Origin of the sequence: Caproiciproducens sp. MSJ-32 (assembly GCF_018918055.1) — a bacterium.
GTDB lineage: Bacteria > Bacillota > Clostridia > Clostridiales > Clostridiaceae > Clostridium.
This window is the reverse complement of sequence record NZ_JAHLPS010000007.1, coordinates 23431-44853: the sequence shown is the minus strand read 5'-3', so window position 1 is coordinate 44853 and position 21423 is coordinate 23431. Positions and strand designations below refer to the sequence as shown.

The 21423-nt window shown below is 28.3% G+C and carries 19 protein-coding genes and 1 pseudogene; 18 read left to right on the top strand and 2 right to left on the bottom strand.

From position 1 onward, the window contains the following. Both KQI16_RS00650 and trmB read left to right on the top strand, forming a co-directional pair. Positions 1 to 135 (top strand): annotated as a pseudogene (locus tag KQI16_RS00650) (NADH peroxidase); the annotation flags it as partial. Between the two features lie 202 nt (positions 136 to 337). Then, a complete protein-coding gene (trmB, locus tag KQI16_RS00645; protein ID WP_216431506.1) occupies positions 338 to 994 on the top strand; it encodes a tRNA (guanosine(46)-N7)-methyltransferase TrmB in 657 nt (218 codons plus the stop codon). Between the two features lie 41 nt (positions 995 to 1035). On the opposite strand, the gene KQI16_RS00640 is transcribed toward trmB, so the two are convergent. Continuing rightward, complete coding sequence (locus KQI16_RS00640; protein ID WP_216431505.1) at positions 1036 to 2331, bottom strand: aminotransferase class V-fold PLP-dependent enzyme; 1296 nt, start codon at positions 2329 to 2331, stop codon at positions 1036 to 1038. A 145-nt stretch (positions 2332 to 2476) separates the two neighbouring features. Here KQI16_RS00640 and KQI16_RS00635 point away from each other — a divergent pair, with 145 nt between their 5' ends. Continuing rightward, positions 2477 to 2995, top strand: coding sequence for a hypothetical protein (locus KQI16_RS00635; protein WP_216431504.1), 519 nt, complete (start codon positions 2477 to 2479; stop codon positions 2993 to 2995). A gap of 122 nt (positions 2996 to 3117) precedes the next feature. On the opposite strand, the gene zupT is transcribed toward KQI16_RS00635, so the two are convergent. Further along, positions 3118 to 3897 (bottom strand): zinc transporter ZupT, encoded by a 780-nt coding sequence (zupT, locus tag KQI16_RS00630; protein ID WP_216431503.1) that lies wholly within the window; start codon positions 3895 to 3897, stop codon positions 3118 to 3120. A 151-nt stretch (positions 3898 to 4048) separates the two neighbouring features. On the opposite strand from zupT, the gene KQI16_RS00625 reads away from it, so the two are divergent. From KQI16_RS00625 to spoVAE, 15 genes are all read left to right on the top strand, one after another. Next, positions 4049 to 4570: an ECF transporter S component gene (locus KQI16_RS00625; protein WP_216431502.1), complete on the top strand. Its 522-nt coding sequence runs from the start codon at positions 4049 to 4051 to the stop codon at positions 4568 to 4570. A gap of 201 nt (positions 4571 to 4771) precedes the next feature. Beyond that, positions 4772 to 5941: an exonuclease SbcCD subunit D gene (locus KQI16_RS00620; RefSeq protein WP_216431501.1), complete on the top strand. Its 1170-nt coding sequence runs from the start codon at positions 4772 to 4774 to the stop codon at positions 5939 to 5941. 1 nt (position 5942) lies between these two features. Further along, complete coding sequence (locus KQI16_RS00615) at positions 5943 to 9071, top strand: SbcC/MukB-like Walker B domain-containing protein (RefSeq protein WP_216431500.1); 3129 nt, start codon at positions 5943 to 5945, stop codon at positions 9069 to 9071. 218 nt (positions 9072 to 9289) lie between these two features. Continuing rightward, on the top strand, positions 9290 to 10927 hold the full coding sequence (gene hcp, locus KQI16_RS00610; protein WP_216431499.1) for a hydroxylamine reductase: 1638 nt from the start codon (positions 9290 to 9292) through the stop codon (positions 10925 to 10927). Positions 10928 to 11100: 173 nt separating this feature from the next. Beyond that, positions 11101 to 11769: a Crp/Fnr family transcriptional regulator gene (locus KQI16_RS00605; protein WP_216431498.1), complete on the top strand. Its 669-nt coding sequence runs from the start codon at positions 11101 to 11103 to the stop codon at positions 11767 to 11769. Positions 11770 to 11938: 169 nt separating this feature from the next. After that, positions 11939 to 12208, top strand: coding sequence for an ACT domain-containing protein (locus KQI16_RS00600; RefSeq protein WP_216431497.1), 270 nt, complete (start codon positions 11939 to 11941; stop codon positions 12206 to 12208). A 20-nt stretch (positions 12209 to 12228) separates the two neighbouring features. Next, a complete protein-coding gene (locus KQI16_RS00595) occupies positions 12229 to 13584 on the top strand; it encodes a PFL family protein (protein WP_216431496.1) in 1356 nt (451 codons plus the stop codon). A 147-nt stretch (positions 13585 to 13731) separates the two neighbouring features. Further along, on the top strand, positions 13732 to 14901 hold the full coding sequence (locus tag KQI16_RS00590) for an FprA family A-type flavoprotein (protein ID WP_216431495.1): 1170 nt from the start codon (positions 13732 to 13734) through the stop codon (positions 14899 to 14901). A 238-nt stretch (positions 14902 to 15139) separates the two neighbouring features. Next, positions 15140 to 17449 (top strand): AAA family ATPase, encoded by a 2310-nt coding sequence (locus tag KQI16_RS00585; protein WP_216431494.1) that lies wholly within the window; start codon positions 15140 to 15142, stop codon positions 17447 to 17449. Between the two features lie 277 nt (positions 17450 to 17726). Next, a complete protein-coding gene (spoIIAA, locus tag KQI16_RS00580; RefSeq protein ID WP_216431493.1) occupies positions 17727 to 18062 on the top strand; it encodes an anti-sigma F factor antagonist in 336 nt (111 codons plus the stop codon). A 15-nt stretch (positions 18063 to 18077) separates the two neighbouring features. Then, on the top strand, positions 18078 to 18509 hold the full coding sequence (spoIIAB, locus tag KQI16_RS00575; RefSeq protein ID WP_216431492.1) for an anti-sigma F factor: 432 nt from the start codon (positions 18078 to 18080) through the stop codon (positions 18507 to 18509). Positions 18510 to 18518: 9 nt separating this feature from the next. Beyond that, on the top strand, positions 18519 to 19274 hold the full coding sequence (gene sigF, locus KQI16_RS00570) for an RNA polymerase sporulation sigma factor SigF (protein WP_216431491.1): 756 nt from the start codon (positions 18519 to 18521) through the stop codon (positions 19272 to 19274). A 184-nt stretch (positions 19275 to 19458) separates the two neighbouring features. Further along, complete coding sequence (gene spoVAC / locus KQI16_RS00565) at positions 19459 to 19929, top strand: stage V sporulation protein AC (protein WP_216431490.1); 471 nt, start codon at positions 19459 to 19461, stop codon at positions 19927 to 19929. 15 nt (positions 19930 to 19944) lie between these two features. Beyond that, a complete protein-coding gene (gene spoVAD / locus KQI16_RS00560) occupies positions 19945 to 20982 on the top strand; it encodes a stage V sporulation protein AD (RefSeq protein WP_216431489.1) in 1038 nt (345 codons plus the stop codon). Beyond that, the gene (gene spoVAE, locus KQI16_RS00555) at positions 20982 to 21338 is read left to right on the top strand and encodes a stage V sporulation protein AE (RefSeq protein ID WP_216431488.1); all 357 of its coding nucleotides are present in this window, start codon (positions 20982 to 20984) and stop codon (positions 21336 to 21338) included. The genes spoVAD and spoVAE overlap by 1 nt, the downstream gene beginning before the upstream one ends. Positions 21339 to 21423: the final 85 nt, after the last annotated feature.

The following is a 21423-nucleotide window of genomic DNA, read 5'->3' as shown; positions in this document are numbered from 1 at the left end:
AAAGATTTAGCAACATTAGCTAAGCAATTAAACTTAGATGCAATCCATGATACAGTACATGAAATGTGCAAAGATGAAGCTAGACATGGAAAGGCATTCTTAGGATTATTAAATAGATACTTTGGAGATAAATAAGCTATAGTAATTATTATCCAAAAGTAAAAATTATAGTTAAGGATAATTTCAGTTGGGTTGAAAATCCTAAACTAGGAAAGAAGCATAACACAAGTAAGAGGTGTTATAGCTTCTTTTTTATTTTCAATAATAAACTATCCATTGAGAACTAGTTATTGTTAAGGTATAATTGTTATGAATCTTAATGGATGGAGTGAATAATATGAGAATAAGAAAGAAACCATGGGCTAGGCCTGAACTTGAAAAATGTGATTTCTTTATAAAAAATCCAAAGGATTATAAAGGTAAATGGGCAGTACAATTTAAAAATAAAGAAAATCCAATTTATTTAGAATTAGGCTGTGGAAAAGGAACTTTTATTGCTGTTCATGGTGCAGAAAATCCAAATATAAACTATATAGCAATAGATATAAAAGATGAAGTTTTAGTCTTGGCTAAAAGAAATATTGAAAGGGCATATGAAGAAAAAGGCAGAGAAGTTGATAATTTGAAGCTTATGGCCCAAGAAATAGCTTTAATTTCAGATGTTTTTAGCAGGGAAGATATAGTACATAGAATATATATTAATTTTTGTAATCCATGGCCAAAAGAGAGACATAAGAAAAGAAGATTAACTCATACAAGACAATTAAATAATTATAGAGAGTTTTTAATTGATGGTGGAGAAATTTATTTCAAAACAGATGATGATGAGTTGTTTGAAGAATCTTTAGAGTATTTTAAAGAAGCAAAATTTAGCATAGAATATATAACTTATGATTTACATAACAGTGACTTTGTGGGAAATGTTGAAACTGAGCATGAAAGAATGTTTACAGAGCAAGGAATACCAACTAAATTTTTAATTGCAAAAAAATGAAAGAATAAAAAATAAAGGGCTCTATTAAAAGCCCTTTATTTTTATATAATTTTAGTAATTAGTTCAACAGTGTTTAAGAATGTTTCAACTTCATTTATGGAATTATATAATCCAAAGCTTGCTCTTACCATTCCTGTTAATTTACAATAGTTATTCCTATATAAATTATTATTTTTTTCATTATGGTAATGTAATAATCTATTTACATAAGGGTGAGCGCAAAAGGCCCCTTGCCTAACAGCTATAGCTCGTAAAGTTGATAAATATTTAGCAGTATCTATATCATAAAGGCCTTCTATATTAAATATTACAATGCCAAGTCTATCAGATATATTATCATTATCACCATAAGTTATTACTTTTTTTATGGATTTTAATCCATCTACAGTCATTTTTAATAACTTTTTTTCATTTTCTTCTATAGTCTTAAATCCTATTTTTTCTATCTCCTTCATTGCTTGAACTAAAGCTATTGCACCAAAAAAGTTTGGACTGCCAGCTTCATTTTTTTCAGGAGGAGGTAGATAAATTTCAAAATCATCAAAAACTCCTTCTACTGTTCCTCCGCCTTTATAGTCATTATTTAATCTTTCAAAGCTTTCTCTAAGGCCTATAATTGCACCACTACCAAAAGGAGCATAAATTTTATGAGCAGAAAATACTAGAAAATCTATTGCCTCCTGCTTATTTCCAGGATATATATTTAATTTTTTATGAGCAACAATTTGGGCTCCATCTACAATTAATTTTGCATTGTAACTGTGAACTAGTTTAGCGATAAAAGATAAGTTATTAATATAGCCAGTAACATTCGAAGCAGCAGTTAAAGTAACAATTTTTACTTGGCCTTTATATTTTTCTAATAAGTATTCTAGTTCATCGAGTTTTAGTCTGCCATTATTATCTACTTCCACATATTTGACAATACATTTTCCTCTCCAAGGAAGATCATTTGAATGATGTTCCATTCTTGTTGTTATAATGATATCACTTTTATTTTCAATTAAAATATTTGAAAGTCTATTTAGGCCCTCAGTAGTGTTTCCTACAAAAATAACTGTATACTTATCTTTCGGAGCATTAAAAAAATCTAAAATATAATCCCTACATTTATGATATCTATTTGTGCAATATTCTGATTTTTGGCCAGTACCCCTTCCAATGGCTCCATATAATTCACAAGCTTCAGTTATTTCTTTAAGGACACTTTTAAAAACTGGAGTTGTGGCAGCATTATCAAAATTAATAGGAATTATTTCTTTATTATTTAAAATTGGAACTTTCTTATCTAGTCCAATAAATAAACTTCTTAAAGGATTATCATTAGAATCATACATAGCATTACCTCCCGTATATTCTATATTTTATTCATTTGACAATAGGTTGGTGCTATTAACCTATTTTAGAAAGTTCCAATATTTAAGGAAACATATATAATATGGGACATATACATATATTAGATTATTTTTTTGGAGGAAATAAATGGAGAATTCAGAAGTTAAACATACAGCTGAAAATGATGACCTAAAATTTATACCTATGGATACAAGTTCAAATTTATTATGTAGCAATGCAATGGGGCAAACGATACAAAATTTAACTGATACAGGTTTAAATGGAATTACAAATAATTTTTTATATGATTTTGCAACCCCAATAAATAATGTCAAAGAAGATGAAAATTTTTATGCTGATATTGATTATATTCCAGAAGTGGATACTGAATATCCAATAGAAATTTATGCAGACGAATCTTATCTTAGTTGTCAAATTCCTCAAAATGAACCAAGACATATGAAGGTATTAAGGGAATTTGATTTATTTATTGAAGATTTTAAAGATATAAGGGGAAAGAAATCTGATGTAGAAAAAATATTTAAGAAAATCGAAGAGACAGATGAAGCTGTAATAAAAATATTAAAATTATATAACATACCATATCCAATTGCAGCTTTATTAGTTAAGAAAATAATAAGTTTAACTTTAAAATATAAAGACTAAAGATAGTATGTCTGATAGTTAATAATAAATGAAAAGAAAATATAAAAACGCCTATTTTTTAGGCGTTTTTATTTTGAATTAAAAAATTAGCTAAATTGTTTATTGATAATTCTTTTTGGAGACTAGGCCACAAAAACATGACTTATTGGTATAATACATATTCCAAGAAATAAGGAAATTGCGTAAAGTTTATTGTATCCATAGGATTTTGCAGTAGGAATAAGTTCCATAAAAGAAATGTATAACATTATTCCTGCTACCAATAAGAAGGTTAATGATAAAATAGTTTCATTTATGTAAGGTTTTAAAAATAAGAAGGCTGCAAGAGCTCCAAGGGGTTCAGCAATTCCAGATAAAAAACAGTATTTAAAGGCTTTATACTTGCTCTTAGTTGAATAATAAATTGGTAAAGATATAGAAATACCTTCAGGAATATTATGTAGGGAAATTGCTAATGCTACAGATATTCCTAAAGAAAGATTTTCATAACCGGAAATAAAGGTTGCTACTCCTTCAGGGAAGTTATGAATCATAAGTCCAAGCATTGAGATTAAACCAACTCTAAATAAATTTTTTGAAGAATTTCTTTGATTTTTTACTATACTATTTTTATCAAGAAGTTTATCTATTAATGCTGTAATTAAAGCGCCAGAAATTAAAAAAGTTATAGAATAGAATATTCCAATAAGGTTTCCATAATTTTTGCAGAGATTATCCATAGAAGACATAAATAGGTCGATAAAGGAAACTGTCATCATTACTCCGGCTGAGAAAGCTAGGGAAAATGTAATTAATTTATTCTTATTAAAATTAGCAAAGAAGACTACAAAAGCGCCTAAGATTGTTGATAGTCCTGCTAATAATGAAAGAGTTAAAGGAATTATTGTATTATTTTCAAACATAAATTACCTCGCTTAAATATTAACTCATTATAAATTATATTAATTTAGGAAATATCTATGAATAATAATAAAAATAATTATTTTATTAAAAGTATTTACAAGGTGTAAATATAATATTATACTAATGTATATACACTTTAGGAGGGGTAAAATGCATAGCACTAAAATTAAACAAATGGTACTAGCTGCACTATTGGTGGCATTATCACTTATTATTCCTATTTCTTTTGGATTTTTAAAAATAATAGTTGGACCTTTTACAGCTACTTTAGCATCTCATGTTCCTTTATTTATTGCAATGTTAATTTCGCCCAAAGTAGCTGCAATAGTTGGTCTAGGTTCAACAATAGGATTTTTTATAACATCAGCACCTGTAGTTGCCCTTAGAGCAGCGACTCACATTATTGTTGGCTATATTGGAGGAAAAATATTTAGAAAGAATGAAAATTATAAAGGAGCTATAGCTGTAACTGCACCTATTCATGGTGTTTTAGAAGGACTAGCTATAATACCTTTTGGAATTGATTCTTATACGATTGTTTTAATTACTATAGTAGGAACAATGGTTCATCATTTTATTGATGCTTTTCTAGCATATTTAGTAGCAAAGTCATTAAATAAGGCTCAAGGAAAAGATACTATTTCTCTTTTGAATGAAAAAAGAGCAGCATAAGAATAAATAGTAATAGGAAAGGACTGTTAATAGATATAGCAGTCTTTTTTATTTTAAATTTTTGAGTTATTGTTTTTAGATAATATTCAATAAATAGATATTAAAATAATGTATAATATAAAATAAATAGAATGTAGATTTTCAGTAATCTGAAAATCTTCTTAAACTAAAAATTGAAATCTGAAAAAATGGGGGGATTAAATGAAAATATTTCATATGGGGGACTGGCATATAGGAAAGCTTGTAAATGGCTTTTATATGACAGAAGATCAAGAATATATTTTAGAAGAATTATTTAAAGCAATAGATGAAGAAAAGCCAGATGTATTAGTAATAGCAGGCGATTTATATGATAGATCAATACCACCTGTACAAGCGGTTGAGTTACTAAATAAAACTTTTGAAAAAATAGTGATAGATCTAAAAACACCTGTAATAGCTATAGCAGGTAATCATGATAGTAATGAAAGGTTAGATTTTGGAAGTTCACTATTAAGACGAAGCGGATTATATATTATAGGAAATTTAAAAAGAAATATCGAAAAAATTGTTTTAGAAGATGAATTTGGAAAGGTGAATTTTTATCCAATTCCTTTTGCAGATCTTCCTATTGTAAGGGACTTATATGAAGATGAAAATATAAGAACACCAAATGATGCAATGAAAAAAATTATAGATGAAATAAATAAAGATATAGAAGAAAAAGAGAGAAATGTTGCTATTGCCCATGGATATGTAACCAAAATAAGAGATGGTAATTTTGAGGAGTTAATTGAATCGGATTCAGAAAAGCCTATTTCTATAGGGGGAACTGATTTTATTGATGTAAAGCTCTTTGAAAAGTTTAATTATACAGCTCTTGGTCATTTGCACGGTCCACAAAAAGTAGGAAACGAAAATATAAGATATTCAGGCTCTTTAATGAAATATTCTTTTTCAGAAGTAAATCAAAAAAAGGGAATAAATATAGTTAATTTAGATTCAGAGGGAAATATTGATGTAAGTTTTTATAAATTGATACCTAAAAGAGATTTTAGAATAATAGAAGGTTATCTTGATGATATAATAAATAATTCTATAAATGATAATTTAAGCAAGGAAGATTATATAAAGATAATATTAAAGGATAAAGGTGAAATTTTAGATCCAATGGCAAAGCTTAGAACTGTTTATCCAAATGTAATGGAGTTAATAAGGGAAGAGAAACTTAATAAGCAGGGGTCAGAAAGGAAAATAGCTGATATAAAGGAAAAATCCACTATAACTTTGTTTAAGGATTTTTATAGAGATATAGTTGGTGAAGAATGCAGCAGTGAAGAACTAGAGATTATTACAAATGTAATGGATAAGGCTAAGGAGGAAGAAGATTAATATGAAGATTAAAAAGTTAGTAATATCAGCTTTTGGACCTTATGCGGAAAGACAAGAATTAAATTTTGAAGAAAATCTGAAAGATAAAAATATATTTGTAATAACGGGAAATACAGGAGCTGGAAAGACAACAATTTTCGATGCTATTAATTTTGCTCTTTTTGGGGAAGCAAGCGGAAGCGAAAGGGATGGTAAAAATTTAAGAAGTGATTTTGCTTCACCAGAAACTAAGACAGAAGTTGAGCTATGGTTTTCAATGAGAAATAAAGATTATTATGTAAAAAGATCTCCCCAATATTATAGAAAAAAACAAAGAGGAGAGGGATTTACGGAAAGCAAGGCTTCTGCAGAGTTAAAGTATAAAGACAAAATTATAACAGGATATAAGGAAGTTACTAGAGGGATTGAAGAGATTTTAGGAATTAATTCTGAACAATTTAAGCAATTAGTTATGATTCCTCAAGGAGAATTTAAGAAATTATTAAATTCTGATAGTGATAAGAAAGAAGAGATATTTAGAAAGATATTTGGAACAAAAATATTTTCAGATATTCAACAGAATATAAAAAATGAAGTAAATGAATTAAAAAGAAATATTGAGCTTATTCAAAGGGATAGGGAAAATAATATTAAAGCTTTTATAATTAATGATGAAAATATAAATTTAAAAGAATTAGTAGCTGCAAAGGACATGAATATAGGGCAAATAATAAAAGCTTTTGAGGAAGAAATAACATTTGATAAAGAGAAACTTTTAACCTTAAAGTTTGAAATAGATAAAATTCAAGAGAAAATAGAAATTTTATCTAAAGAATTAGTAATAATAAATGAAAATAATAAAAAATTAGAAAAAAAGGATTCAATAAAATTAGAATTTGAAAAATTAGCATCTCTAAAAGAAAATTATAAGGAAAAGGCCCTTATTCTTGAAAAAGCAAAAAAGGCATTAAAACTAGAACTTTATGAAAAAGATTATAGATATAAAAAATCTTTAAATGATGAAGTTAATTTTAAATTAATAGAGTCAATTAAAGACATAGAAAAGTACCTAAAAGAGTATGACTTAGCCTATAAAAGATTACAGGAAGAAAAAAGTAAAGAAGAAGAAAGAAATAATTTATTAACTAAATTAAATGAAATAAATAAATTAAAAGAAAAGACTTTAAAATATGAAGAAAATAAGTTGAAAGTAAATAAATTAAAGACTGTTCTGATAACTCTAGAAAAAGATATTAATAGTATTAATATGGATATAAGAAATAATAGTGATTTAGTAAGTAAATTAACAATAGAGTTAGAAAATATAAGCAGTTTGAAGAGTAAAAAGAATGAATTAGAAATAAAGGCTGTTAATTTAAATAAGAAAACAGAAGATCTAAATAAATTATTGGATTCTTTAGAAAATTATAAGAGGGAAAGTAATAAACATTCAAGATTAGCCCATATTTATGAAGAGGCAGATAGGACTTATAAAAATGCAAAGAATGATTATGAAAGCTTAGAAGAGGCCTTTAGAAGAAATCAAGCAGGAATACTTGCAAAGAATTTGAAAGAGGGAGAACCATGTCCAGTATGCGGTTCAAAACATCACCCGAGCCCAGCAGTATTAAATAGTCAAATTATAGATGAGGCATTGGTAAAAGAGGCAAAAGCTAAAGTAGACAACTTGTATGAGAATAGGGAAAAATATTATAGGGATTTATCGAAATCAAATGCTAATTTAGAATCAAATAAAGAGGAAATAATTCTTCCTTTATTAGTGAAAATATTTAATAAAAAGGATTTTGAAGATTTATATTTTGAAATAAATAGAGTATCAGAATTAATTAATGAAAATAATTTAGAACTGACAAATATTAAAAAAGAAATAGAAAAAATAAGTAAGTTTGTTGATACGGAAGAAGAAAAGATTAAGGAAAAGAAAGATAAAGAAGAGAGAATTGAGAAATTAAGAAATAATCTAGAGGAGAAAAATAAAGAATTATTATTTTATAAAGAAAATCTAAAAATAGAAGAGACCAACTTAAAAAATATAGTAGAAGAATTTAATGGAGAAGTTAAAACTTTTAATGAACTTGAAAGTATAAGAAAAGAAACTAATTTTAAATTAGAAGAATTAAAAAGAAATTATGAAAAAGCAGAAATAGAATATAATTTAGTAAAATCTAATTTAGATAAGGAAAATGGAAATAAGCGATCTTTAGAAATAAGATTAAGAGAAACAAAAAAAGAATTAGAACTATCAATTGAAATATTTAAGGAAAAGACCTTGGCCTTAGGTTTTAAAGATGGTCGTGATTATAAAAATAGCCAGCTTAAAGAATCTGAAATAGAAGCTTTAGAAAAGGAAATTAATAACTATAATAATAATTTTACTAATACAGAGAAAATGTTAATTGAGATAACTAAGGAATGCGAAGGTCTTGTTAAAAGAGATGTTAAGGAATTAGAATTAAAAATTGAAAATTATAAAGATGAAAAGCTAAAGCTACAGGATAATGAAAAAAAACTATATTCTAAGATTGAGCAAAATACAAGGCTGTTAGATAAGATTAAAAAAAATAATGAGTTGATTGAAAAAGATGAAAAGAAATATAGTACTATAGGAAGGCTTTCAAAGATAATTAATGGTGATAACAATAGAAAAATAAGTTTTGAAAGGTATGTTTTAGCCTCTTATTTTGAGGATATAATCACAGCAGCTAATTTAAGGCTTTCTAGAATGAGCTGTAACAGATTTGAACTTTTAAGAAAAGAGGAACTTGGAGATAAGAGAAAAGGACAAGGTTTAGATTTAGAAGTATTTGATAATTATACAGGGAAAGCTAGGGATGTAAAAACTTTATCAGGTGGAGAAGCATTTAAAGCCTCCCTATCAATGGCTTTAGGCTTGGCAGATGTTGTGCAGGCTTATTCAGGAGGAATACAGTTGGATACTATTTTTGTTGATGAAGGTTTTGGAACTTTAGATTCTGAATCTTTAGATAATGCCATAGAATGTTTAGTTGAGCTTCAAAATGATGGCAGAGTAGTAGGAATAATATCTCACGTACAAGAATTAAAGGATAGAATTGATTCTAAAATAGTTATTACTTCTACTAATAAGGGAAGTAGGGCACAATTTAATTAGAGAGTATAATTTTTTTAATAAGCTGTTTTGTAAGAAGATTATGAAACAGCTTATTTTCTTTTAAATTTTATAAGGTAGAAAATTATTTAAAAAAATAAAAAATATTTATTTCTGTAACTTCTGTTACCGATTATTCTTAAAAAACTGGTTATAATGAGTATGTCAAATGAACATTTAAGAAATTATTTATTTTAAATATATTTAAGGAGGCTATTTTAATGGAAAATAAAATGTTTTGTTTCCAATGTCAAGAAACAGCAGGATGTACAGGCTGTACAAAGTTTGGAGTATGTGGAAAGTCACCAGACCTTGCTAGAATGCAAGATTTATTAGTATATGTAACAAAGGGATTATCAGAAGTAACAACTAGATTAAGAAAAGAAGGTAAAAAGGTTTCAACTGAAGTTAATCACTATATAACAATAAACCTATTTACAACTATAACTAATGCTAACTTCGATGATGAAGTGTTCTATGATAGAGTAAGAAGAGTATTAGAAATAAAAGAAGAATTATTAAATCAATTATCAAATAAAGAAGGTTTATCTGAAGCTGCATTATGGACTGCTTCTACAAGGGAAGAATATGATGCTAAATCAACACAAGTTGGTGTATTAGCAACTAAAGATGAAGATATAAGAAGTCTAAGAGAACTTATAACTTATGGATTAAAAGGTTTGGCTGCATATATGAAGCATGCTAATGAATTAAGCTATGATAATGAAGAAATAAGTGCATTTATGCAAGAAACATTAGCTAAGTTATTAGATGATAGCTTAACAGTAGATGAATTAGTTGCTTTAACTTTAGAAACTGGTAAAGTTGGAGTAGAGGGAATGGCTCTATTAGATGCAGCTAATACTGGAACTTATGGAAATCCAGAAATAACAAAAGTTAATATAGGTGTTAGAAATAACCCAGGTATCTTAGTTTCAGGTCACGACTTAAAAGATTTAGAGCAATTATTAGAACAAACAAAGGGAACAGGAGTAGATGTTTATACTCACTCAGAAATGTTACCAGCTCACTATTATCCAGCATTTAAGAAATATGATCATTTTGTAGGAAACTATGGAAATGCATGGTGGAAGCAAAAAGAAGAATTTGAAAGCTTCAATGGACCAATTTTAATGACAACAAACTGTATAGTACCACCAAAGGATAGCTATAAGCATAGAGTATTTACAACTGGTGCTGCTGGTTTCCCAGGATGCAAGCATATACCAGGAGTAGATGGAGAAAAGAAAGATTTCTCAGAAATAATTGAACTTGCTAAAACATGTAAGGCTCCAACAGAAATAGAAAGAGGAGAAATTATTGGTGGATTTGCTCACAATCAAGTATTTGCTCTTGCTGATAAAATAGTAGAAGCTGTTAAGTCAGGAGCTATTAAGAAGTTCTTTGTAATGGCTGGATGCGATGGTAGAGCTAAGTCAAGAAATTACTATACAGAATTTGCTAAAGCTTTACCAAAAGATACAGTTATATTAACTGCAGGTTGTGCAAAATACAAGTACAATAAATTAGAGTTAGGAGATATTGGTGGAATTCCAAGAGTTTTAGATGCAGGACAATGTAATGATTCATACTCTTTAGCATTAATTGCATTAAAACTTAAAGAAGTATTTGGATTAGAAGATATTAATGAATTACCATTGGCCTTTAATATAGCATGGTATGAACAAAAAGCTGTTATAGTATTATTATCATTATTATATTTAGGAGTTAAGAATATTCACTTAGGACCAACTCTACCAGCATTCCTTTCACCAAATGTTGCAAAAGTACTTGTTGAAAACTTTGGTATCGGCGGAATAACAAACGTAGAAGATGACTTAAAGATGTTCTTAGGTTAATAGAAAATATAGAAAAGACTGCCCAAATGGGTAGTCTTTTTATATTTTCTTAAAGAAGAATAATAAAAGTCTCTTGAAGACAATATAAATAAAGATTAAAATAATATGTAATATAAATTCTATAAAAATTTTTATAGTCTTACTATTAAAATAAGTTTTTGAAAGGAAAAGTTATGATAAAAACATTACAAAGGGCTAGATTTTTTAAGGATATAAAAGATGAAGAAATACAAAAAATTTTGGATGAGGAAGTATATCTTGTAAAATCCTATAAAAAGGGACAGATTATTGCTAATCAAGGTGAAGCGTGCAATAGTTTATCTATAATAATAGAGGGAAAAGCAGTTGTACAAAATGTATATGAAAATGGAAAGGTATTGACTTTAGCAAACCTTAATGAAGGTGATGCCTTTGCTGAGGCAGTAATTTTTGTTAAAGAAGCAATCTATCCTTCTACTGTAATGGCTATTGAAAATTGTAAGATAATATTTTTTCCTAAGAAAACTATTTTAAATATTATGAAGAAAAATACTAAATTTACAGAGAACTTTTTGGGCCTATTGTCTCAAAAATTAGTAAATCTGAATAAAAAAATAAAGCTGATAGAATTAGATACAATAAGAAGAAAAATATGTAAGCTGTTGTTAGACAATTATAAAGCAAAGAATTCTTTAGTATTAAAAATAAAATCAAAGAAGGAATTGGCAGAAGAGATGGGAGTAACCCGTCCATCTCTTTCAAGAGAATTAATTAATATGAAAAATAGTGGGTTAATTGATTTTAATTTAAAAGAAATTAAAATATTAGATTTAGAAAAATTGGAAAATGAATTCTTTGATTAATATAAAATTTGTTTCATAAAATTTATGAAGCGAATTTTTCTTTATTTTTAAGGGGCTTTTCTTTTAATAAATTAAGCTTTTATTTGACAATTATATAGAGGAATAATAAAATAAGTAGTAAAAATTTAGCAGGTTAAATTGTTAAATTATAAATTGAAAGGAGATAATAATGAAAGCAATACTAACAGTAATAGGAAGAGATAAGGTAGGCATAATTGCTGGAATTAGCAGTGAATTAGTTAAGTTTAATATTAATATTTTAGATGTAAATCAAACTATAATGAAGGAATATTTTACTATGATAATGATGCTTGATTTTGAAAATTCTGATAGTAATTTTGATATAGTTAAAGAAGGTTTGATTACAAAGGGAAAAGAATTAGGGGTAGATGTTAAAATTCAAAGAGAAGAAATATTTAACTCAATGCATAGTTTATAATAAAGGTTTGGAGGATTAATATGAATACTAATAATATTTTAGAAACAATAAAAATGATAGAAGAAGAGAATTTAGATATAAGAACTATCACAATGGGAATTTCTTTATTAGACTGCATTGATTCAGATGGAGATAAAGCTAGGGAGAAGATATATAATAAAATAACTAGATCAGCAAAAGAACTAGTAAGAGTAGGCAGGGAAATAGAAAATGAATTTGGGATACCTATAGTTAATAAGAGAGTTTCAGTAACCCCAATTTCAATTGTAGCAGGAGCTACTAATGAAGAAAATTATGTTAAATTTGCTGAAATATTAGATAGGGCAGCAGATCATTTAGGAATAGATTTTATAGGTGGATTTTCTGCTTTAGTTCAAAAAGGATATACAAAGGGAGATAAAATATTAATTAATTCAATTCCAGAGGCTCTTTCAAAAACTAAAAAGGTTTGCTCTTCTGTAAATATTGGTTCTACAAGAACAGGGATAAATATGGATGCAGTAAAAGAAATGGGAGAAATAATAAAAACTACAGCTGAATTAACAAAGGAAAGTAAGGGCTTTGGCTGTGCTAAGTTAGTTGTATTTTGTAATGCAGTAGAAGATAATCCCTTTATGGCAGGTGCCTTTCACGGGGTTGGAGAAGCTGATAAGATTATAAATGTTGGGGTAAGTGGACCTGGAGTTGTTCAAAGGGCATTACAAAAGGTAAAGGGAGAACCTTTTGATGTAGTTGCTGAAACAATAAAGAAAACTGCTTTTAAAATTACTAGAATGGGGCAATTAGTTGCTAAGGAGGCATCAAAGAGGCTTAATGTTCTTTTTGGGATTGTAGATTTATCATTAGCACCAACGCCAGCTATTGGGGATTCTGTAGCTCATATCCTTGAAGAAATGGGATTAGAAACAGTAGGAACTCATGGAACAACTGCAGCTTTAGCTTTATTAAATGATGCAGTTAAAAAAGGTGGAATTATGGCTTGCAGTCATGTTGGAGGATTAAGCGGAGCTTTTATTCCAGTATCTGAAGATGCAGGTATGATAGATGCAGTATTAAAGGGAGCATTAAATTTAGAAAAATTAGAAGCAATGACTGCTATTTGTTCAGTTGGATTAGATATGATTGCAGTGCCAGGAGATACATCAGCAGAAACTATTGCGGCAATGATAGCAGACGAGGCGGCTATTGGAATGATAAACAATAAAACAACAGCTGTAAGAATAATACCAGCGCCAGGCTGTAAAGTTGGAGATATGGTTGAATTCGGGGGATTGCTTGGAAGAGCTCCGGTAATGAAGGTTAATGAAAATTCATCTGAATTATTTATTCAAAGAGGGGGAAGAATACCAGCTCCTGTACATTCATTTAAAAATTAATAAAAATGTATTTATTAAATAATTAATAATTAATAATTAATATTAGTTAATATATCCATTTTTAAATTAAGATTGTCTGTAAAAAAGCTTTGTGGTAAAGTATTAGTAGGTATGCAAAAAAAATATTGCTATATTGGAGGAAGAGATATGGTGGAAAGAATTAGAGAGAATGTCTATTGGGTTGGAGTTAAGGATCCTGGCTTAAGAGTATTTGACATAATAATGGAAACAAAAAAGGGAACTACTTATAATTCATATCTAATAGATGATGAAAAAATTGCTGTAATAGATAGTGTAAAAACTGGTTTTTCTGAAGAGTTTCTAAAAAATATTACATCTATTATAGGAGAAAGAGAAGTAGATTACATTATTGTTCAACATACAGAATTAGATCATAGTGGATCCTTAATAAAATTAATTGAAAAATATCCTAAGGCAAAGGTTGTTGGGACAAGAGCGGCATTAAATTATTTAAAGAATATTTTAAATGGGGATTTTAACGGTGAAGAGGCAAAAAATGAAATAAGTTTAGGAAAAACAAGTCTTAAATTTATACAAGCACCAAATTTACATTGGCCAGATACAATGTTTACTTATGTAGAAGAAAGAAATATTTTATTTACTTGTGATTTTACTGGTTCTCATTACTGTCCTGAAGGATCAATTACTGGAAGCTTAAATGATGAATATTTTGTAGAAATGAAATATTATTTTGATTGTATAATGGGACCATTTAAAAAATTTGTATTAATGGCATTAAATAAAATAGCAGGTTTAAATTTTGATATAATTGCTCCAAGTCATGGTCCAGTACATATGAATAATCTTGATGATATTCTTAACTTATATAAAGAATGGGCTGCTGAAGAAAAAGTTGATGATAAAAAAGTAGAAATATTCTATATTTCAGCTTATGGAAACACAGAATTTATGGCTAAATTTTTAAAAGATAAGTTAATAGAAAAAGGATTTAAGGCAGATGTAACAGAAATAACAGAAGTACCTTTAGGAGAAAGTATTAAAAAGATAGAAGCTGCTAAAGGAATTATGATTGGTTCACCAACAATAAATCAAGATGCAGTAAAGCCATCTTGGGATTTGCTATCATTAATCTGTCCAGTTACTAATAGAGGAAAAGCAGCATTAGCTTTTGGATCATATGGATGGTCAGGGGAAGGCGTAAAAATGCTTACATCAAGGCTAAAAGACTTAAAATTTAAAACTGTAGATCCAGGTCTATCATTCTGTTTTGTTCCTTCAGAAGAAGAATTAAAAAAAGCAGAAGAAATTGTAGATAAGTTTATTGAATTAATGTAATTAAGTGTGAAGCGAATTAATGAAAAATGTAAAGTGAAGAAGCTATAAATCTTTACTTTACATTCTTTTATAAATAAGGTGCTTTGCACTTTTTTATTTTGTAAAAAATTAAATAATAATTCTTTTTGATGAAAAAATATTCCCTAAATTCCCCCTTCAGAATATTTATATATTAAACAATAAAAAGGAGGGAACTGCTTCTTAATAATTGCTAAGGCAAATTATAAAGTGGGAATTTATGAAAAAAGAATTGAAGATAAATGAAGTGAAATATAATTTTAATTTAGATTATACTGAAAATGATGCTTCTAAAAATATTAATTTATTTGATGCTGAGTTTACAAAGATAAGCAGAGCTCTTAATATTGATAAGGAAGGTTACAATCTTTATTTAATAGATACATTCTCAAAAGAGAAGATAAATAAACTAAAGAAATATATAGAGGAACAGTACAAATATCTTGAACCTCCAAAGGATATTTGTTATGTCATTTATGAGGATTCAAAAAAACCAGAAGCACTATTTGTTAAGAATGGTAATGGTAAAAAGTTAATAAGAGCTGTTGAAGAAATAAAAAATCGTTATATAGAAATAGTAGAAGATTTCTATAATTCATCATCTGATAATAGAAAAGAAGATTTAATAGATGAAATTCAAAATAAAAGAAGTAATTATATTAACGAATTAATAGAAAGTGCAAGATTAGAAAATTTTGAAGTGAAATTTACCAATAGGGGATTTGCCTTTATTCCTCTAGTAGATGGCAAAATAATTACAGAGAAACAATATGATGATTTAAGTAATACAAGAAAAGAAGAAATAGTGGTAAAAGCAAATAAATTAAAGAAAAAAGCCGAACACATCTTATTAAAATTAAAAGAAATTGAAGCTATATCCATGAAAAAATTAAAGGAACTATATACTGATTATATATCAAATCAGATGGAAGTATATAAAGATGAAGCATTGTTGGAATTTATTGATGATGATAATGCTTATGAGTTTTTAGAAAGGCTTTTTTTAGTTATAGAAAGGAAAATTATTGATTGTTACAATATTGATGTGGATGAAGATGAGGAGGAGTTATATAAGATAATTCATAAAAATTATATTCATTTGCTTGTTGATAATAGTTTAGTATTAAATCCACCTGTAATATATGAAGAAGATCCAAGTGTTAATAATCTTATAGGTTTTATTGAGTATGAAAATAATAATGGGATATATTCAACAGATATTTCACTCATAAATTCAGGAAGTATTTTAAGAGCAAATAGTGGATGTTTAATAATTAGGATGAATTCTTTAGTTAACAATTATAATGCATACTTTCAGCTTAAAAAAGCATTATTAACTAGTAAAGTCAATTTTGATGTTTCAAAATCCTATGTAGAACTAATTTCAATTAATAGTTTGAAACCTGAACCTATTCCTATAAAGCTAAAGGTCATTTTGATAGGAGATCAAGAAACTTATGATATTTTATATAATTTAGATGAAGATTTTAGAAGATTATTTCCTTTGAGAGCTGAATTTAAGTCTATAATTGAATTAAATAAAGAAACACAGGAATATATAATAACTTTAGCAAATAAGGTAGTTAAGGAAAATTCTTTAAACATTCTTTCAAAAGAGGCATTAAGTGAAGTTATAAAGTATTTAGCTAGAAGAGCCAATAATAGGAGAAAGATAAATATTGAAGAAAGGGAAATAGAGAAATTAATTTTACTAGCTAATGATAGAGCTAAAAATAGAAAAGCAGCAATGATTGAAAGAAAAGATATAATAGAAACTGTTTATGAAAGGGAGTTAATAGAGGAAGAATATGATAAATTGTTTAAGGAAAATAAAATATTAATTTCAGTAAAGGAAGAAAAAGTTGGGGTAATTAATGCACTTGCTGTTATAGATACTGGTTATTACTCTTTTGGAAAACCAATGAGAATAACCTGTGTTGCTCAAAGCGGTAATGGTAGGATAATAGATATACAAAAAGAAAATAAATTAAGCGGTAAAATTCATGAAAAGTCAGTTAGTATATTAAAGGGCCTATTAAATAATTTAATTAGTCCTTATGAGGAATTACCGGTAGATTTTTATTTAAGTTTTGAACAAACTTACGGGTTAATAGATGGAGATAGTGCATCAATTGCAGAAGTTATCTGCATATTATCAGCTTTAAGCAAAAGACCTATAAAACAGAATATAGCAGTTACAGGTTCTGTTAATCAGTTAGGAGAAGTTCAGCCTATTGGTGGAGTAAATGAAAAAATAGAAGGATTTTTTAGAATGTGCAAATATATTGATACAGTACAGGACAAAGGTGTGCTAATACCAGATTTGAATAAGGATGATTTGATATTAGATCCAGAAATTGAGAATGCAGTCGAAAAGGGAGAGTTCCATATTTATGTAATGAATACCTTAGAAGATGCTATAGAAACACTGATTCTTAATGATGGAGAAACTTTAGAAGAGTTTTATAAAAAGATAAAATTTGAAATTGACAGATATAAGAGGGTAAAAGAAGACAAGCTAAATATATAACAGAAAGATCGCGAGCAATCTTTATAAGTAGTAATTGAGAGAGGACAATGGGCAATTTAGATTATTTGCAAGCTCTAAACAAGCTTGCAATTTTTTTATAGCAAATTAAATTTTAGTTTGTATTTTAAGTTACTTAAACAATTAATCACATAAATTACATAAAAATGGAATAAATTATTTGACTAAGCATAAAATAATATGTTAGAATTATGGAAAAAGAAGGTAATAAAATGAGGGAGGTGTAAGCTCTAGGTAGTATAAACTTAGGGCAGCTTATATGTATCTTAAGTTTGATAAATGTGAAGATAAATTGATTGTTACCTTAATGGGGGAACTTGATCATCACAGTGCTGAAGAGGTACGAGTAAAGATAGATGATAGAATAGATAGGGATAACATAAAGAAAGTTATTTTAAATTTTAAGGGAGTAACTTTTATGGATAGTTCTGGAATTGGGGTAGTTATAGGAAGATATAAAAAAATGCAGAATAGAAATGGTAAGATATGCGTTACAGAAATAAATAAGAGTGTTGGCAAAGTTTTTGAATTATCAGGTATGTATAAAATAATTAATATGCATAAAAGCTTAGATGAAGCGATTAAGAGTATGTAATGGAGGGGTTTAAATATGGTAGATAATAGAGTTTGTATAGAATTAATGAGTAAATCCCAAAATGAGGGGTTTGCAAGGGTTGCAATTGCAGCATTTGTATCCCAATTAGACCCTACAATTGAGGAATTATCAGATGTAAAGACAGCAGTATCAGAAGCTGTAACAAATTCTATAATTCATGGTTATGAAAATAGAAAAGAGGACATAATTAGAATAGAGGCTACTATAAGCGGAAATGAAGTTACCATAATAGTAGAAGATTTTGGAGTGGGAATAAAAGATGTAAAAAAGGCTATGGAACCACTTTATACTTCTAAACCTGAGTTAGAAAGATCTGGCATGGGCTTTACTGTTATGGAAACATTCATGGATAGTTTAGAAGTAGTAAGCGAAGAAGGTAAAGGGACAAAAGTAATTATGAAGAAGAAATTTAACTCAGTAAGTTAGGTGAAGTATATGGAAAACGGAATTATGAGGAAAGAGGCGTACAATTATGATGATAATTCAAAATTGATACCCTTAGCAAAAGCTGGCGATCAGGAAGCTATGAATAAAGTAATAGAAATGAATCTTCCTTTAGTAGCATCAATAAGCAAAAAGTTTCTTAATCGTGGATATGATTATGAAGATATTTTTCAAATAGGTTCTATCGGCCTAGTAAAGGCTATAAATAATTTTGAAGGAAGTTTCAATGTTAAGTTTTCAACTTATGCTGTACCAATGATAGTAGGTGAAATAAAAAGATTCATCAGAGATGATGGAATAATTAAAGTGAGCAGAAATGTTAAGACTTTAGCAAGAAAGCTTCATTTTGATAAAGAAAAATTAACAAAGAAATTAAATAGGGAGCCTACAATTGAAGAATTGTCAAAATTCTCTGGAATAGATAAAGACGAAATATTATTTGCATTAGATTCTGTAAACAATATGCAATATTTATATGATACTATTCATCAAGACGATGGAGCGCCAGTTCTTTTAATTGATAAATTAAGTGAAAAAGCTGAAGATGATAGTGAAATGATTAATAAAATTGCCCTTAAAGAAGCATTGAGAAGTTTAGATGAGAAGTCAAGACAAATAATAATGCTTAGATATTTTAAAGATAAAACTCAGGTTCAAGTAGCCAAGATGTTAGGAATAAGTCAGGTACAGGTTTCAAGGATAGAAAAGAAAGTCCTTGGAATAATGAAACAAAAATTAGAAGAATAAACTTAAAAATACAAAAGAAGCAAGGAGAAAATTATGAAAAAAATGAATAGGGAAATGAAATGAAAGTCAATTGAATTATACTAAAATTCAATTGACTATTTATTTGCCAAAAAATATCAGTATTATAAAGTGAAAGATTTGGAATAATAAAATTACACATAATATTTAGAAAGGAAGTATAAAAATGTCTAAAAAGAAAAATATGAGTGAAAATGAAATCATTAAGGACTTTCAGACTATTACAAAAGAAACAGAACCAAAGCCCAAAATAATTAAAAATTGTATTAATGCTTTTTGGGTAGGAGGTTTAATATGTCTGATAGGACAGATAATACATATGCTTCTTATTAATTATGGAGGTTTTGATGAAGAAACGACAAAGATGTTAGTGCCAGCAATAATGGTTTTTTTAGGAGCTGTTTTAACCGGAATTGGAGTTTATGATAAAATTGCATCCTTTGCTGGAGCAGGTACTTTAGTACCAATTACAGGATTTTCAAATTCAGTTGTCTCACCTGCTATGGAATTCAAAAAGGAAGGTTTTATATTTGGTGTTGCAGCTAAGATGTTCATTATAGCAGGACCGGTATTAGTTTATGGAATAGGAAGTTCAGTAGTAGTAGGAATAATATATTATTTATCTCAGAGATTTTAGGAAAGGGGATTAGAAATGAATAGTAATACAAAAAGATTAGGCGTGCAAACTGTTAGAATGCAAAATCCTCCTAAAATTATTACTACATATTCAATGGTAGGGCCTAAGGAAGGGGAAGGACCTTTAGGTCAATATTTCCACGAGGTTGTAAAAGATGATACTTTAGGCAAAGAGAGCTATGAGAAGGCTGAAAGTGAATTGTTTTATCAAACAGTAATTAAGGCAATAGAAAGTGCAAATTTGAAACAAGAAGACATAAATTATATTTTTGCAGGAGATTTATTAAATCAATTAACTTCTACTTGCTTTGCAGCAAGAAATATTAATATACCATTTTTTGGATTGTTTGGGGCGTGCTCTACTATGACAGAATCATTAAGTCTAGCAGCCATGATGATAGATGGAGGCTTTGCAGATTATACTATAGCAGCAACCGTATCCCATTTTAGTTCTTCAGAAAGACAATTTAGATTCCCATTAGAATATGGTTCTGTAAGGCGTCCTACATCGCAATGGACTGTAACTGGAGCAGGAGCAATGATTTTGGGGAAAGAAGGAAATTTTCCGGAGGTAACATATGTAACTACAGGTTTAGTAAAAGATTATGGAATTAAAGATTCAAATAATATGGGAGCTGCAATGGCGCCAGCTGCAGTTGATACAATAGTAAAGCATTTAGAAGATACAGAAAGAGGAGAAAAATATTATGATGCCATTGTAACAGGAGATTTAGGAAAAGTAGGGAAAGAAATAACTTTACAACTATTAGAAAAGCAAGGTTATAATATTAGAGATATTTATTATGATTGTGGAGATTTAATATTTGATGATGAAAAACAAGGAACAAATTCAGGCGGTAGTGGATGCGGATGTTCAGCCAGCGTAGCTTGTTCATATTTTTATGGAAAATTAATGAATAAGGAAATTAAAAAGATACTTCTAATTTCAACAGGAGCACTAATGAGTCCAACTTCTACCCAACAAGGAGAAAGTATTCCTGGAATTGCTCATGCTGTTGCAATTGAATTTAATAGTAATGGAGGTGAAAAATAATGGAGTATTTAAGTGCCTTTATAGTCGGTGGGTTAATATGTGTTATAGGGCAGATTATCTTAGATACTACAAAACTTACTCCAGCTAATATATTAGTTACCTTTTTATTAATAGGAGTTGTATTAGGTGCATTTGGAATATATGATAAATTAATAGAAATAGGTGGTGCTGGGGCTTCAGTTCCGTTACCTAGCTTTGGAAATTCCCTAGCTAAGGGGGTTATGAAAGCAGTAGATGAAAAAGGAATAGCAGGAATATTAACAGGTGGAATAGAGGGAACAGCATCAGGCATAACTGCATCAGTATTTTTTGGTTATCTGGTTGCAGTATTTTTTAATCCAAAGACAAAATCTTGATAAAATATTAAATATAAAATTAATAACTGAAACATTGAAAATATAAATTAATCTTTTTAATTTTCAATGTTTCAGCTTTTTTGTA

What these genes read in the sequence shown, in the direction of transcription:
- spoVAD (WP_216431489.1), top strand. Translation starts at nt 19,945, where the DNA reads ATGAATAGTAATACAAAAAGATTAGGCGTGCAAACTGTTAGAATGCAA.
- KQI16_RS00620 (WP_216431501.1), top strand. Translation starts at nt 4,772, where the DNA reads ATGAAAATATTTCATATGGGGGACTGGCATATAGGAAAGCTTGTAAAT.
- zupT (WP_216431503.1), bottom strand. Translation starts at nt 3,897, where the DNA reads ATGTTTGAAAATAATACAATAATTCCTTTAACTCTTTCATTATTAGCA.
- trmB (WP_216431506.1), top strand. Translation starts at nt 338, where the DNA reads ATGAGAATAAGAAAGAAACCATGGGCTAGGCCTGAACTTGAAAAATGT.
- KQI16_RS00585 (WP_216431494.1), top strand. Translation starts at nt 15,140, where the DNA reads ATGAAAAAAGAATTGAAGATAAATGAAGTGAAATATAATTTTAATTTA.
- KQI16_RS00615 (WP_216431500.1), top strand. Translation starts at nt 5,943, where the DNA reads ATGAAGATTAAAAAGTTAGTAATATCAGCTTTTGGACCTTATGCGGAA.
- KQI16_RS00640 (WP_216431505.1), bottom strand. Translation starts at nt 2,331, where the DNA reads ATGTATGATTCTAATGATAATCCTTTAAGAAGTTTATTTATTGGACTA.
- KQI16_RS00635 (WP_216431504.1), top strand. Translation starts at nt 2,477, where the DNA reads ATGGAGAATTCAGAAGTTAAACATACAGCTGAAAATGATGACCTAAAA.
- KQI16_RS00605 (WP_216431498.1), top strand. Translation starts at nt 11,101, where the DNA reads ATGATAAAAACATTACAAAGGGCTAGATTTTTTAAGGATATAAAAGAT.
- KQI16_RS00590 (WP_216431495.1), top strand. Translation starts at nt 13,732, where the DNA reads ATGGTGGAAAGAATTAGAGAGAATGTCTATTGGGTTGGAGTTAAGGAT.
- hcp (WP_216431499.1), top strand. Translation starts at nt 9,290, where the DNA reads ATGGAAAATAAAATGTTTTGTTTCCAATGTCAAGAAACAGCAGGATGT.
- spoIIAA (WP_216431493.1), top strand. Translation starts at nt 17,727, where the DNA reads ATGTATCTTAAGTTTGATAAATGTGAAGATAAATTGATTGTTACCTTA.
- sigF (WP_216431491.1), top strand. Translation starts at nt 18,519, where the DNA reads ATGGAAAACGGAATTATGAGGAAAGAGGCGTACAATTATGATGATAAT.
- KQI16_RS00625 (WP_216431502.1), top strand. Translation starts at nt 4,049, where the DNA reads ATGCATAGCACTAAAATTAAACAAATGGTACTAGCTGCACTATTGGTG.
- spoVAC (WP_216431490.1), top strand. Translation starts at nt 19,459, where the DNA reads ATGTCTAAAAAGAAAAATATGAGTGAAAATGAAATCATTAAGGACTTT.
- spoVAE (WP_216431488.1), top strand. Translation starts at nt 20,982, where the DNA reads ATGGAGTATTTAAGTGCCTTTATAGTCGGTGGGTTAATATGTGTTATA.
- spoIIAB (WP_216431492.1), top strand. Translation starts at nt 18,078, where the DNA reads ATGGTAGATAATAGAGTTTGTATAGAATTAATGAGTAAATCCCAAAAT.
- KQI16_RS00595 (WP_216431496.1), top strand. Translation starts at nt 12,229, where the DNA reads ATGAATACTAATAATATTTTAGAAACAATAAAAATGATAGAAGAAGAG.
- KQI16_RS00600 (WP_216431497.1), top strand. Translation starts at nt 11,939, where the DNA reads ATGAAAGCAATACTAACAGTAATAGGAAGAGATAAGGTAGGCATAATT.